The sequence below is a fragment of the Sphingomicrobium sediminis genome (assembly GCF_023805295.1).
In the GTDB taxonomy this organism is placed as follows: Bacteria; Pseudomonadota; Alphaproteobacteria; order Sphingomonadales; family Sphingomonadaceae; genus Sphingomicrobium; species Sphingomicrobium sediminis.
In genome coordinates, this window is record NZ_JAMSHT010000001.1 from 477,512 (window position 1) to 491,500 (window position 13,989).

At 55.9% G+C, this 13,989-nt stretch carries 15 protein-coding genes and 1 riboswitch; of the genes, 7 read left to right on the top strand and 8 right to left on the bottom strand.

All coding sequences use genetic code 11. The features are described from left to right. Positions 1–49: 49 nt before the first annotated feature. A complete protein-coding gene (locus NDO55_RS02305; protein ID WP_252112043.1) occupies positions 50–751 on the bottom strand; it encodes a DUF4331 family protein in 702 nt (233 codons plus the stop codon). Further along, complete coding sequence (locus tag NDO55_RS02310) at positions 751–1,422, bottom strand: DUF4331 family protein (RefSeq protein WP_252112045.1); 672 nt, start codon at positions 1,420–1,422, stop codon at positions 751–753. Before NDO55_RS02310 ends, NDO55_RS02305 begins: the two co-directional genes overlap by 1 nt. A 195-nt stretch (positions 1,423–1,617) precedes the next feature. Between NDO55_RS02310 and NDO55_RS02315 the strand changes: the two genes are divergently transcribed. Together NDO55_RS02315 and NDO55_RS02320 are read left to right on the top strand one after the other, a co-directional pair. Continuing rightward, positions 1,618–2,178 (top strand): sigma-70 family RNA polymerase sigma factor, encoded by a 561-nt coding sequence (locus NDO55_RS02315; RefSeq protein ID WP_252112047.1) that lies wholly within the window; start codon positions 1,618–1,620, stop codon positions 2,176–2,178. Next, positions 2,171–2,929: an anti-sigma factor gene (locus NDO55_RS02320; protein ID WP_252112049.1), complete on the top strand. Its 759-nt coding sequence runs from the start codon at positions 2,171–2,173 to the stop codon at positions 2,927–2,929. Before NDO55_RS02315 ends, NDO55_RS02320 begins: the two co-directional genes overlap by 8 nt. Positions 2,930–3,128: 199 nt before the next feature. Here the strand turns inward: NDO55_RS02320 and NDO55_RS02325 are convergent, their stop codons facing one another. From NDO55_RS02325 to NDO55_RS02345, 5 genes are all read right to left on the bottom strand, one after another. Further along, positions 3,129–4,499, bottom strand: a complete 1,371-nt coding sequence (locus NDO55_RS02325; protein ID WP_252112051.1) for an FG-GAP repeat protein — start codon at positions 4,497–4,499, stop codon at positions 3,129–3,131. 378 nt (positions 4,500–4,877) lie between these two features. Beyond that, on the bottom strand, positions 4,878–5,291 hold the full coding sequence (locus NDO55_RS02330) for a GFA family protein (RefSeq protein ID WP_252112053.1): 414 nt from the start codon (positions 5,289–5,291) through the stop codon (positions 4,878–4,880). A 70-nt stretch (positions 5,292–5,361) separates the two neighbouring features. After that, positions 5,362–5,802, bottom strand: coding sequence for a carboxymuconolactone decarboxylase family protein (locus NDO55_RS02335; RefSeq protein WP_252112055.1), 441 nt, complete (start codon positions 5,800–5,802; stop codon positions 5,362–5,364). Continuing rightward, positions 5,786–6,481 carry a class I SAM-dependent methyltransferase gene (locus tag NDO55_RS02340; protein ID WP_252112057.1) on the bottom strand — a complete coding sequence of 232 codons (696 nt, stop codon included), beginning with the start codon at positions 6,479–6,481 and terminating at the stop codon, positions 5,786–5,788. The genes NDO55_RS02335 and NDO55_RS02340 overlap by 17 nt, the downstream gene beginning before the upstream one ends. A gap of 11 nt (positions 6,482–6,492) precedes the next feature. Beyond that, a complete protein-coding gene (locus NDO55_RS02345) occupies positions 6,493–7,296 on the bottom strand; it encodes a class I SAM-dependent methyltransferase (RefSeq protein ID WP_252112059.1) in 804 nt (267 codons plus the stop codon). Between the two features lie 140 nt (positions 7,297–7,436). Between NDO55_RS02345 and NDO55_RS02350 the strand changes: the two genes are divergently transcribed. From NDO55_RS02350 to NDO55_RS02370, 5 genes are all read left to right on the top strand, one after another. After that, positions 7,437–8,345, top strand: coding sequence for a LysR family transcriptional regulator (locus tag NDO55_RS02350; RefSeq protein WP_252112061.1), 909 nt, complete (start codon positions 7,437–7,439; stop codon positions 8,343–8,345). Positions 8,346–8,434: 89 nt separating this feature from the next. Continuing rightward, on the top strand, positions 8,435–9,133 hold the full coding sequence (locus NDO55_RS02355; protein WP_252112063.1) for a pyridoxine/pyridoxamine 5'-phosphate oxidase: 699 nt from the start codon (positions 8,435–8,437) through the stop codon (positions 9,131–9,133). Between the two features lie 45 nt (positions 9,134–9,178). Next, on the top strand, positions 9,179–9,721 hold the full coding sequence (locus NDO55_RS02360; RefSeq protein WP_252112065.1) for a P-loop NTPase family protein: 543 nt from the start codon (positions 9,179–9,181) through the stop codon (positions 9,719–9,721). 285 nt (positions 9,722–10,006) lie between these two features. Next, positions 10,007–10,420 carry a cupin domain-containing protein gene (locus NDO55_RS02365; RefSeq protein ID WP_252112067.1) on the top strand — a complete coding sequence of 138 codons (414 nt, stop codon included), beginning with the start codon at positions 10,007–10,009 and terminating at the stop codon, positions 10,418–10,420. 302 nt (positions 10,421–10,722) lie between these two features. Next, positions 10,723–11,922 carry an alpha/beta hydrolase gene (locus NDO55_RS02370; protein WP_252112069.1) on the top strand — a complete coding sequence of 400 codons (1,200 nt, stop codon included), beginning with the start codon at positions 10,723–10,725 and terminating at the stop codon, positions 11,920–11,922. 492 nt (positions 11,923–12,414) lie between these two features. Here NDO55_RS02370 and NDO55_RS02375 read toward each other — a convergent pair whose 3' ends face one another. Further along, the gene (locus NDO55_RS02375) at positions 12,415–13,092 is read right to left on the bottom strand and encodes a DUF5681 domain-containing protein (RefSeq protein ID WP_252112071.1); all 678 of its coding nucleotides are present in this window, start codon (positions 13,090–13,092) and stop codon (positions 12,415–12,417) included. 339 nt (positions 13,093–13,431) lie between these two features. Next, positions 13,432–13,536: riboswitch (SAM-I-IV-variant riboswitch) on the top strand. Positions 13,537–13,989: the final 453 nt, after the last annotated feature.

The following is a 13,989-nucleotide window of genomic DNA, read 5'->3' on the forward strand; positions in this document are numbered from 1 at the left end:
AGTCAGGTGACCTGCTCGCGCAAGAGGGAAGCGCGAGCAGGTCTGGTCGTCAGGAGCTTGTGGCGCAGGGGGTAAGGCCAGCTCCGACGAGGTCGTCTGCCAGCGCTTCCGTCAAGCCGGTGAGCACCATCGTGATGTCATCGACGAACACACCGTCAGCATCGTCCTCCGGCGCAGCATCGTTGTAGGGCACCTTGCTTTCTGTCGGGATCAGCGCAGTTGAGACGGCAGGCATTCCCATGCGATCGACCCTCGCATAAGCCGAGTCATCGCTCATCTCGAAGGTGAACGTGGTACCGCTCGTGTCGGAGGCTGGCGGTGTCCCTTGCGCAGCCGCAAGATACGGAAAGTCCGAACGAAACGCTACGTCGTTTTCCGGCGGATTGAGCGGCAGTCCCGCAAGGGTGGCGGGCCCATTCGTCGCAAGGTCGAGGAAGATGACCGCCAACGTCACGTCGATGACCGGATCGGCAAGTGCGCGACCGTTGGGGAACCCAGAAGGACTGCGATAGTCTACCGTCAGCGTGTCGGGGACGACCGCTTCCGCAACCGTGACCCCGGTCCCGGGGATTTCCTGCGTAAGGCATGGCGTCACATCAAAGCTTGCCATATCGCCGCCCATGTCCCCTCCCATGTCACCGTCGTCGGCGATCGGAGGGTCCATGGCCATTTGGTTGTTGTTTTCACAACCGGCCACGGCGACTGCCAATAGCGCGGGTGTAAGGCCAAGTATGATCTTGCGTGCGGTCATTAGCTGGTTCCTCCGAGGCGTAGGGTTTCGGTCCAGACATCAATGCTATTGGAGCCACCCGAAATATCAGCGTTGGGAATTTCGATGACGACGGCGGTCAAATTCTGGCCCGCGAAAAAGTCGCGGCTACTGTCAAAACTCAGCGTGCCGGTGTCCAAGGTTTCCTGGAAGCCTTGGAGATCGAAGAAGAAGGGGTCATCGAACAAGCCTGCGCGGACTTTTACCCCCTCCTGTTCGAGATCGGTTTCTACGGGTCCGATAATGTCGCCCGTCACGCCGGGAAGTCCGCTGACCCGCACGCCATACTGATCGCCCATTTGGGTTTCGTCTTCACCGAATTGGATCAGAATACGAGTGTCGCTGGTCGTTCGCGGCTCACCAGTTGAAACATTCAGATAATAACGAACATTCGGATCGAACGTAGGCGCTGTATCGCTGGGCACCGGCCCCGCAAAAGTCACGATTAGCTTCGTCGTGTCTCCGTCGAAGAATGTGAAAACGTCGGCAATGTCGGCAGCACGGTCAGCCATGGCTGCGACGTCCGGGCTGGTGCGTTGAGGCGGGTCGAGATGGTCCGCTGCGTTGGTCGGAAAGTCAACGATGTGAAATGAAAGAGCGGCCACGCCAACAAAGGCTACCCCCCCTAATATTCGCTTCTTGTTGGTCCGCATGAGGCGTCCTTTCTTGCGAAATAGTCTGTCCGCGTGTTGTTCCACTCGAACCGACGGGCAGTATTGCTCGTCAGAAGAAGCTACGCGGCGTTTCGCGGATCGGTTGTGAGAAATTCAGAATTGTTTCCGACCGGGTGGCCATCCGGTCGGATAATCAATAACCACGTATCAGCAGTATGGGAGCGAGGACCCGTGGTGGATCAGGACGGTCTAGACAAGAAGCGGCAGCGCTTGGTCGACTTGATGCGCCAAGTGGCAAAAGGCGATCAGACGGCGCTGAAAGAGGTGTTTGAGCTGACGAATTCAAAACTGTTTGGGATTTGCCTGCGTATCTCCAAGGATAGGGAGATTGCAGAAGACGTGCTTCAGGAAGTGTATATCAAAATTTGGCGTCGGGCTGGTCGCTTCGACCGGGATAAATCGAGTCCGATTACCTGGCTGTCCACGATCGCGCGCAATAGTGCGATCGACGCAATGCGCCGCAAGGTTTTGCCTTCCGTTACAGACGACATCCTATCGGATTTTCCTGATCGAGCGCCGTTGAGCGATAAGTTGATTGAGGACGCTCAGATGCGGGCGCGCATCGAGGATTGCATCGATGAGTTGGACAGCCGTCACCAGGACTGCATTCAGCGCGCTTTCTTTGATGGACTCAGCTATTCTCAGGTTGCCAAGCAAGTCGATACGCCGCTCAACACGATCAAGGGTTGGATGCGTCGGGCATTTCTGTCGTTGAGGGAGTGTCTCGATGCCTAGCGCACCGAAACTGGACCCTGATCGCACGGTCCTGGCTGCCGAATATGCTGTCGGTTTTCTCGAAGGCGAAGATTTGGTCCGAGCCAAGCGGCTAAGTTTGATCGACGAAGACTTCGCGTCTCTTGTCGAGTGGTGGGATCTGCGCTTCAACGAGCAGCATTACAGGTTCATGGAGGTCAGTCCTTCATCGCAGATGTGGACGGCAATCGCCGCACGCCTTTCGGGACAAGACAATTTGGCAATTGGGACTGCACCGGTCCCGAAAACTCGATCGTTCGGCCAGCGCTTCGTCGCAGCATCGATCCTTTTCGCAGGTGCTCTGGCGATTCTGCTGCTGGGCATGCAATTGGGCGACCGTGAGTTGGTGGTGCCGGAGCAAGTGCCGGCGGACCAGCCTCAGAATGTTCAACAGCTTTTCGCCGTGCTCGACGGCGGTGATACCGGCCCGGCGCTGACGACGCGTATCGACCCTTCCAGTGAAACGCTCAACGTTCAGATTTCAAATGTGGATCCTGTAGCATTGGGGGACGGAAGGGCGCCTGTCTTATGGGTTGTGCCCGAGGGTGGCGCGCCGACCTCGCTTGGAATGCTAGAAGTCGATGGCATCATAATCAGAGAGATTTCGGATGCAGAACGGGCACTCTTGCAGGCTGGAGCGACACTCGCGGTGACATATGAGAACATTGCGGAGGCACCCCATCAAGCGCCCACCACAGACATCCTGGCGGCGGGTGAACTCATTCGAATTTAGTGACCGGTTGGGGGTCGTTAGCGGCTGGTCTGCCGCTGGTTGATCGACCAGCAATGCAGCCCGTCCACTCTTTGCGCATCGGTCCAACCCACAAGTAGTCCGCTTTGAGGGTGGTTAGCGGACGTTCGCGATGCCTAAAGGCTTGATCAGGTTTTTGTCGGATTCTGAGCTAGTTCTTGCGTGTAAGTCTGTTGATGATTCACTTTGGGACAAAAACTAAACCTTTGTTATCAAAATCAAAAATGTAAGCGGCGCCAGATTCTTTGCCGTGAGCATCACTACGAGCAGCTGCGATCAGAGCACTGTTTTGCGACATAGCGACGCTCCAACCTAGCAAATCGCCTGGTGCAACGTCGCCGGCAGTTATCTTAGCTATGAACTTCCAAGAAGTGCCAGTGCGCCTGAAAATATAGGCTGCTCCAGAGTTATCACCTCTATCATCCTGATGCATTGCGCCAATCAATGCTGTGTTTTGATATAGAGCAACATCGCGTCCAAATCTGTCATCCACGTTGCCATCCGGAGCGAGCAGTTTCGCCTGCTGATGCCACGTCGTTCCGGAGCGGGTGAACACATAAACGGAGCCCGCATCAACGCCCATATCGATGTCATCATCTCGCCGTGCCGAGACTAGTGCCGTATCGCCAGACAGAGCGACTCGAACCCCAAAAATATCGGTTTCTGCACCGTCCGCAGCCGTCAGTTTAGCTTGCTCTACCCAATGCCCCCCAGCTCGAACAAATATGTAAGCGGCACCTGCATCGGTTGCTTTTTCATCGTTTAAGTCGGCACCAACCAAGATCGTATCGCTTGTGAGCGCAACGCTTATGCCAAACAGGTCGCCAGCGAATCCATACGAAGCTGTAAGCTTCGCCTCTTGCTTCCAACTGTCTCCATATCGACTGAACACATAAGCGGACCCAGAGCCATCGCCTTTGTCATCGTCATGAGGGGTGCCAACTACAATCGTATCGCCAAGAATGGCTACATTCTGACCGAACGCATCCCCGGCATCGCCGTCCGCTGCTATGAGTTTGGCTTGCTGCTGCCAAGCGTCGTCCCTGCGCTTGAAGACGTAGACTGCCCCCGCATTGTTTCCCTTCTTGTCATCGCCAATAGCACCGGCAATCGCTGTGTCGGCCCAAATTGCCACACTTCCTCCAAGCGTATCACCAGCCCGGGCGTCATGAGCGGTAAGTTTCGCTTGCTGTCGCCAGGTGTTTCCATAGCGAGTGAAAACATACGCAGCTCCCGTATCCACGTCCCCATTCTCGCCATCGGCTCTATTAGCTCCGACTAATGCTGTATTGCCGAAGATCGCAACGCTAAAGCCAAAGAAGTCCTCTGGAGCACCATCGCTAGCATGAATTTTGTTTGGTGTAGGCGAGGTGGTTGCTGAAGCTGGAGTAAGAGCGGGAACCATCATGCTAGGCTGGCTCTCTATTGGCGCTACTTTATCGGTTGGGTCGATAGCCATTGTTTCGCGATGATTGGCTAGACTGGCATTGGTTACAACCGATACAAACAGCAGTGAAGCAATCAGCCTATGTAGCTTCAAGAAACTCGGCATGCGATTAAACCCACTGAAATTGCTCACAACATTCACCTACTTCACGTCGTGCTCATTTGCGTTGCATTCTTACGCCGCAGGATAGAAGCTTAGCTGCTCGGTAGAACTCCCATGGCTTTACGCTTCAATTGTTGCGCCGATAGAAGCCACACGTTGATGCTTGCCCTTGAGCTCGAGGCTTACACTTGGCGATGAGCGCGTCAACGTCCGCGCTTGGGTCGTTCGCTGAACGGTCGTTTTGGGGTGGAAAGCGGAACTTAGACCTTTCTCCAATCGGTCTCTGGAAAGATGAATTCGCGACGTTGGGGAAAGCTGACGTGCGCCCACGGTGAGCCACTAGCCTGTAAGTGAGCCAACCCCCCACTATCTGGCTCACCGCTAAGGCTCGTTTCCTGGCATCGGGGGATGCTTCGGATACTGTGCCGCATCATCGCCAATGATCAGCCAGCTGGGCTTCTCACTGACAAACTCGTGGAAGGCATGTTCCATGGGAACGTCATTATCAAGGCAATGCGCGTTGATCGGGATGGTGCCGTGTTCCCCACCCAAATCGCCAAGCGATGTGCCGCAGCGACTGCAGAAAAAGCGATCGTACTTATACGGTTCGACAGCCTTCCAAGTGGTCACGAATTCGCGCCCAGCAGTGATGCTGACCGTATCGCCTTTAACGAATGCAAGAGCGCTGGCTCCTGCCTTGCGACATCTGGAGCAATGGCAGGTTCCAAGCATGACAGGCTTTTCGCTCAGCTCGAATTGAACCTCGCCGCACGCGCACTTACCTTCGATCTTCATTCCGAGTTCCTTCTTAAATCACTTCACCAAAAGGCAAGCTTGGCTTGGGCATGCGTACCGGGGTGCGCATCTAATGATGCGCCGACATCTGCAGACGATTCCATAGATTGATCATCGCAATGTCGACGCCGATCAGGACGATCATCTCGTCGTCAAAATGTTCGCGCATTGCGCTCCGGAGCCCGCTAAAGTCAGTGTCCCGATGCAGTAAGGTCAAAGCCTCTGCCCAAGCGAGCGCCGCTCGTTCGCTTTCCGAGAAATGATCGACATGGCGCCACACAACCAGCCGATCGAGCCGCTCCGAGGTCTCGCCATCATGCCGCGCTGCAGTGGCGTGCATGTCGACGCAATGCGCGCAGCCATTGATCTGCGACACGCGAAGTTCGACCAGATGGGCAAGCGTCGGTGGCAGCCCCTTCTCAGCCATCAGGTCGTGGAGCGAGCCGAGCGTGCCAAAAAGATCTGGATGATCGCGATACAGGGCGATGGGGGCATTATCGGGCTGGGACATTTTCACTTTCTTTCCTTTTCTCAAGGGGTTTGCGAGCCACGATCAGCGGGCTCCTCATCTCTTTGTCGAAGCAAAGCTGGTGCTCCACCGCGAAACCTGCAGTCTCGATCGCTTCGATAAGGGCGATCTTCTTGAAGACGTTGATCCGGGGTGCGATCCCTAAGAGCTCCATCGCTGGCAGGAGCATGCGGACGAGAAAGTTCGTCTCGCCGATACAAGGCGTCTTCGAGATAAAGAGGCCGCCGGGCTTAAGCTGTTGCCGCACAGCGCCAAGGAGGGCGGGCACGTCATCGATCAAATGGAGCAAGCTTGACGCCAGGATGACATCGAAATGATCTCGCGCGACTATCTCATGAGCGACTGCACATGAGAACGTCAGATTGCATGGGTCGCTATCGGCTTGCTTACTGCGCGCAATCTCGATCATCTCGTTAGAGACGTCGGTGGCGAGATAGGCTGCGACATGCGGCGACAGGATTAGCGCTGTTGAGCCTGTCCCACACCCAATCTCGAGCAGCTTATCGTGCCGGTTTAGCAGCTGACTGATATAGTCGAGTTTGCGGGCATAGGCTCTTTCATCCCGGACCGGCTGGCGCGCGTACCGCGGCGCAACCTTATCCCAAAACCGCGCCGCCTTTGCGCGAGCTTCCGACATATCGATCTCTGAGCGCGCAGGCATCTGTATTCAACCTACTTGTGACCGATGGCGAGCAATGCGGTGGCGCCGAGATGTTTGGGAAAGGGGCCTGCTTTTTCTTCGAGCCGCGTCGAAGCGCGATCCAGCGCTTCATTCCATTCGGCATCCGACATCCGCCCGCGCAGCATCAACAAGGGCGCAGAGCCCTTGGCCATCCGAGCGACAAAGTCTTGCGCGGATTTAAACTCGGTCTCGTGTACGACCGGCTGGATGTGAACATCCGAGAATCCGGCGACCACCATTTCACGGCGCAAGATGTTCGGATGTTCGAGCGAATCAATGTCATTGGCGGGGCTTGGCGGCGATGGCGCAATTTCCTCCACGATGCCGAACAGATGCTCAATCAAAGGAGACTGTTCAGGTGAAGCGAAGACCCCGACACAAGCCGTGCCGCCTGGCTTCACAATACGGTGAAGCTCTCGAAAACCGCGCTTTCTTTTCTGATAGAAATTCAGACCGAACATGGAGAATGCGAAGTCGAAGCTATCAGAGGCTAGAGAGAGATTCTCGCCATTCTCGAGAAAGGTGTGGAGGTTGCGAATATTGCGCTCGGTGACCTGTTGCTGGAGCTGCGACAGCATGTTGACGGAAAAATCGACGGCAGTGACGCTGGCTCCGCGCGACGCCGCGTGAAGTGCTAAAGCACCTGGCCCACAAGCGATGTCGGCTAGGGTGTCTCCAGCACCAACTTCGGTCATGTCGAGAGCCGATATGCTATATTTCTCGAGGAAATCCATCGTCGACATCGCGTAGCCACTGGCCACCATGTCCCAATGGACGGCGCTGCTGGGTAGCATTGATCAGACCCCTTTAGATCGAGGGCTACACGCAGCTAAAAGCAGCGACGCGTAGTCCGATGAACGTTGTGGCATCTGTCTAAGGCAAGCCGACCCATTCAATAATTGCCTAAGTCCGATCAGCTGCTATGCATCTGCGCATGAAGAGCTCGTTGCTTGCCGCCGATTGGAATCATGTCCGCGCCTTCCTTGCGACGGCCGAAGAGGGCTCATTTAGTGCGGCGGCGCGGGTGCTAAATTCGACCCAGCCAACCATCGGCCGTCAGATTGCCGCGCTTGAACAAGATCTCGGCATCACGTTGGTCGAGCGAAGCGGTCGCGGTCTAATGTTGACGAGCGCTGGCGAGCAGTTGCTCGACCATGTTCGAGCGATGGGACATGCCGTCACCAAGATATCGATGATCGCCGACGGGCATGCCGAGGAAATTGTGGGGACGGTGACGATCACCGCGACAGACCTAATGGCGGCCGCTGTCCTTCCGGAAATCCTTCGCCCCTTGCGTGAGACGGCGCCGAAACTTCGCATTCTAATCGACAGCGCTAACGATACACGAGACCTCATGCGGCGTGAGGCAGACATCGCTATTCGGCATGGCCGCCCCGACCAGCCTGAACTCATCGCTAAGCTGATCGGGCAAATCGGTGCGCGGCTTTATGCATCGAGCAACTATCTGGACCGGGTCGGGCGTCCGAAAACGGTCGCCGATATCGCCAAGCTGGATTTTATTGGTCTACCCGACCCCAACCGATTGCTCCCCTCTTTAGAAGCGATGGGCATCCGGATGCGCGAGGAGAATTTTGTCGTCTCTCCCCAGAGTGCGACGGTGGTCTGGGAGATGGTGAAGGCGGGATATGGAATGGGCATGCTGCCTGACACTCTGTGTCAAAAGACACCTGGCATAGAGCAGGTCTTTCCTGGCCTGCCGAGCCTGCAAGTCCCTGCATGGCTCGTCACCCACCGCGAACTGCGTACGAGCCGCAAGATCCGCATGGTTTATGACTGTCTCTACGACGGGCTCAAACGGGTGCTGGGGTCGCAGCCCAAATAGAGGACAGGCCAACTAACATTCATTCGCGCATGGCAGTCAGTCGGATTTTGCCGATTGAAGAGGCGGGACAAATGCGCTCATTCGACCAAATGTCAGGCCTCGTGAGAGAGAATATGGCTTCTAGAGATTCAGCATTGCTCCGCGAAGAGCTTCGCGACCTTTCGGCCCTGAAGGGACCTTATGCGCCATTCTCAGTGGACAAAGCGCGAAACGATCCAATCGATTTATTCGAGAGTTGGCTTCGTGCTGCGATCAAAGCGGGCATTTCGGAGCCCCACGCGATGACGCTGTCCACCGTCGATCAAGATGGAGGCCCAGACGCGCGCATAGTCATTCTGAAAGACCTCGATGAATTGGGTTGGCATTTTGCTAGCTCGAAGGAGAGCGCTAAAGGGCGCCAGATTGCAGCAAACGATCGGGCGGCAATGACCTTCTATTGGCGCGAACTCGGTCGGCAAGTCCGAATCCGGGGTACCATTAAGCGGCTCGGCAGAGACGTGTCCTCTAGGGACTTCTCGGCGCGATCTAGGACGTCGAAAGCTCTCGCGCTTATTGGCAAGCAAAGCGAGATACTGGCAGACTGGGCCGACCTTGAAGTCGCGTTGGAAGAGCGGCTGGATAGTCTAGACGCTGACCCTTCCATTTATGCTCCGCAATGGGCCGCCTATGCGATGGTCGCTTCAGAGATTGAGTTTTGGCAGGCGAGTAGCTCGAGGGCGCACCGTCGTGTTCGATTTATTCGAAGTGCTGACCGCCAATCTTGGCGTTCCGAGCTTCTCTGGCCTTGAGGCTGAATATCTTCAAAGTGGCGTTTCTAGCCAGAAATTGAAAGTATGCATGTGCGCGAGCGCAGGATCATGGTTTTTGGCAAACCTGGAGGCGGTAAGTCGACCTTGGCACGAGAGATTGCCGGGCATACGGGCTTGCCGCATTACCCACTCGATTTGATTCAGTTCAGCGCGAGCGGCGAGCCGGTCCCCTTCTCTACGTTCAAAGATCAACACGATGCGCTCATTGCGCAGGATGCCTGGATCGTCGATGGCCTTGGGCCGCTTCAGACGTTTTGGGATCGGGTCGCGGCGAGCGATATGCTCGTCTATGTCGACCTGCCCTATCGCGTCCATTATTGGCGTGTGGCTAAGCGGTTCCTGCTGGCGCCGATCCGCGCGCCATTGGGATGGCCTAAAGGAAGTTCGATCTTCACTGGTACGCTTGCCAGCATCCGCACATTGAAGCGGTCCCCAACATTTTGGGACGCGGTATTGCTGAAGAAACTGAAAGCGCGCGCAGTCGACAAATCATTCATTCACTTGAGAAGTGAGGCGGAGGTAGGCGCCTTTCTCAAATCATTGCGCGAAAATCAGTCACCCGCTTGACCGCTCGCATATGCTTCAAAACATCTAGATACCCTCGATATTCCGATGACGGATACCGTGATCCCTCCAGCTTAAACTGCAGAATTAATCCATAAGTGTCCGTAATGGGGTCGGTAGCGGTCAGTCGGTTTTGGTGCGGCAACCTAGCCGAGTAGCAGGACCGCTTTCATGAAGGCTCATAGGTCTTGTGCGCGGCGGCAAAGAAGGTGGTAACCGGACACAGACCGGCAACGTGATAAAATGCAACTTCTCTGCTACCGTTGGCAGTAGTTAGAGGAGACAACAATGCTGATTGTATCGATATTCCTAATTACAATTTCGCTGCATTCAGCGGTGACTATTCACCCCCAATCCGAAAGCGCCATTTCGATCGATGCGCTGCAGTGGCAGGAAATGGTTCCAGGCGTGGCATTTGCACCAACCCATGGCGACTGGAATGAAGGAGCGCACGGAAAATATGTCAGTATTGTGAAGGATGCTGTTGTCCCCATGCATACGCATTCCGCGGGCTACCACGCCGTGTTCATTTCGGGGAAAATGACCAATCTTTATAGTGATGGTGGCCGGCTACATTTGTCCCCGGGTGACTACTTCCAGATCGACGCGATGCAGCCCCACGCGCATGACTGCACGAGTGACGAGCCATGTGTCTTCTACACATACAGCGACCAAGCTTGGGACATCCAAATTAAGGAGTGAGCATCGCAGCCTGGTTTGTTGGAGCCTGGGCATTGCCCGGCCAACGTTGGCAGCGTTAGAGATTGGCTTTCGGCAGCAGGCGAAAAGCCGGCCGTCACGCTGAGTTGCCGGATTGACCGTAATGGGGTCGTTCTCGGCCTGGTCGCATTTTTGGAGTGGGTAGCGGACAATGCGCCCTCGACCGCGCTACATTTGATCCGCTACTCACTATCCTTCGCGCTGGGGAAGAATTCCAAAGAAGATCGATTTGGTCGGTGCCAATTGCATGGTGTAGCGGAGCACTGATCGGAGGAGACGCAGCGATGAAGAAAACTATAAGGGCCTTTGGACTTGCGACATGTGTCGGAGCGTTCTTGGCGGCATGTGGGGCGACGACATCGAAACCTTTGACGGCACCCGTCGCAGCGCAGGAAGCCCAAGCTCCTTCGCCTGAAGTCGACCCGGTCCATCCGCGCGCTCTTGTTTCACGATTCGATCGCAGTTCCAGAATTCCCGACCATGTGAGCGAACCCGTCGGGCCCATGGCGGAAGTGCACGCCTATGCGGGATCGCTGGAGCCAAGAAAGTTGTATCTGATCGAAGCCGATCCCGAAAAAGGATTCCACTGGCCCTATTTCCTCTTCCTGCCGGAGGCCATTCCGGTCGGCAATTCGATCCTGGTTCAACCCAATAATGACGGTATGGTTGGCGCACCATTCGCAACTCATCGATATTGGGCGGGCATTGAAACCGAACAGCTTTTCAGCGACTACGGGCGCCATCTCGGTACACCCGTCCTGATGCCGGTATTCCCGCGACCGCTGGTCGAAGGACCCAATCGCAACCTCTACATTCACGCTTTGACGCGCGCCGCGATGACGGCGGTCGATCCCCGTTACGCAAGGCCGGACATACAAATCATCGCGATGCTCGACGATGCTTTGGAAAAGCTCTCCCGAGACGATTTCAACCTACGCGACGATGCGTTGTTCTGGGGATTCTCCGCCGCCGGAGATTTCGTCACGCGCATGGCGACGATTCACCCGAACAGAGTGAGAGCGGTAGCGGCTGGCGGTGTAGGGGGGCTGCCGATTCTGCCGCTTGAAGAGTTTGAAGAGGAGCAACTCACATTCCCGGTGGGCGTGGGCGATCTCGAAGAGATTGGTGCACGATTTCAGCCAGAGTTATTGAAGCAAACGCCTTACTTGCTGTTCCATGGAAGCATGGACGAAAACGACTCGGTGAAAGAGCCGCCATTCACCTGTGAAGGATATGGCTCAGACAGCTACAGCTGCGAACAAAGTTTGTGGGTTAACAGCGTATTCGGGTCATCCGGGCCGAACAGGGTTCGGAAGACCGCTTCCGTTTTCGAGGCGTTCGGTATGAAGGACTTCAACTATCTGATCTTGCCGGGAGTTGAGCACACAATACCGAATGCCATGGAAGTGGTAATCCGTGAATTTTACGCCTGCGTGCTCGCGGATGGGAGCGGGTGTGCTGCATCGGCTAAGGCGCCTCGCTGATTTCGCTATTCCTCTCGAATAGCTTTTCACCACGCCATCATCATCATCGGAACGACTGCAATGGGGTCTGGGCGAGCGCGAACATAGGCTTTACTTGCGCCGCTGCGCGTCGATCAGCGCTTGACGACAGTTGAGCTGGCCCGTGCTCTCAAAATGAAAGCGATCGAGACTGATTTTCAAGGAGCCGTAGGGTAGGACAGGGCGGTCAAGACGGACAGCGCACCCGCCCCTTTTGTCCGACCTGCTTTTCTCAGACCCAGACAAGTAGAGAAGCCCCTGCTGCGCCGCAGCGGGGGCTTCATTCTTGAGGATCGGGATCATGTTCGGCGGGGCGTACGCGCGATAACGCCGCCTGTCGTTCAAAGCCGCCTTGCACTTTGCACGGTGTCGCTAAAACAATCTGCGACACCGCGCTGGGTGACATGAGCATACAGGTTGTTACCCCGCTGCCCCGACAAGACTTGGCCTGCGGCCTATTTCTGTCTCGGTCGACTATTTCTTGGTTTTTGGTCGGTCATAGGGTGATGGTGCTGGCGGCCGCGAGCGTTGCCGAATGAGAGGGGGCTCTTCTTCGGTCCGCTGATCTGTGACCGCGCGGTTGTCGTTCCTCGAGGAGGGCTCTTGCGAATGGCTCGAAGAACGACCCGAGCTTTCGGCTGGGGCCGCTTTAGCCGAGCGCTGCGTGGCTTCTTCCTTCGACTTGGCCCGTCTTAACTCCGCAATTTCCTGCTCCGTTTGGTCTAGATGCTTATCCATCAGGTCCAAACTGTAATCCTGAATTTCGTCTTCGGTCATCAAGGGGGCGTCAGTCGGCATGCCATGCTCCTCGACGTAAGGATGCCCGAGTAGGAACGGGTCCGGCGGCATACGCTTTTGCAAAACGCCAAGTTTGTGGAGCTTCACGAGCAGGTCCATGGCTTCCTTGGGAGGAGTTTCGTGAGTGACTTCTGCCGCACACTCGATCAAGCGTCTGAGAGGTGTTGTACGGCGCCGTGTCCCATCGGGCTCTTTCACGGAAATTTCTCTATTCAGATAGTCATATCCGATGTCGCGATAATCTCGTTTGGGTAGAGGTTTTCTTTTGGGACGTCCCGACGGGTTGCCGCTATGCCCCTTTTTGAACCTGCCCTTATGATCGCGGCTTTTCTCGGCAGTCTTTTTGTTGGTCATGATATCGTCCTTTCGGTGTCATGTTTCCCTCCTCAATGCTGAAATCGGGACACGTCATCGTGCCCCGTGCCCCACGCGGGGCTAGGGCAATTGTCCTGATGCGACGGTCTGTTGGGAACCCCCTATTTTTTGAGGTTCGCGGGCTCTTGGTGTACCTGGGTACACTCAGTTCAGGTGTCGTGGTGGAGGCGCCCCGTTTGACCATGCAACATCTGACGCTAAGCGAGGGCCGCATCCGACCGAATGAGAAGAGAGGCCTCAACGTCCTGTCGCAACCAAATCCGCAGCATGGCGCTTGCGCTGCGGGCTTGAACGCGGGCGAGGAGCTGCCTACGTTGAGATCAGCATCAAGAGAGAACGTGCTTCTCACCAACCTGCTCGCTCGAAGTAAGGTGGTTTCCTTGTTGAAGGGATGTGGCCGCGCGGCAAAATGAACGAGTGACCATCAAAAGCAGCAACGTTCTCTCCCAGACGGGAGAACAACTATGGACACGCGAATTGACTATATGGTCGGTGCGCAGAGTGTAGCTCACCCTCATCACTGGATAGAGGGGCATATCGAGCAGGGGGAGGGCGCGTTTCTCCTCGAGGCGGGAATGTGGACCCGATGGAGCGCCACCTCTCAGATCTACACGAGATTGTCTTCGAGGGTGCCGAGGCGATTTTCCCCGAGGCTATTCGCGGCTCTCTTAGGAACACTCTTCGCGAAGACGTTTCGGCCGTCAAACCAACGCATAGTCTTAGCGGGTGAGGGCCTTGCCGAAGGTCTCTCCCGATATATCGAAGCATTGTGCGAGGCCGCTGAATTGCAGCCAAACATGTTGACGGATTTGACGGGCGGCTTCGCCGACGAATTTATAGCCGAGCTTGCGAGATTGCGCGCCTATCGGCGTCTTC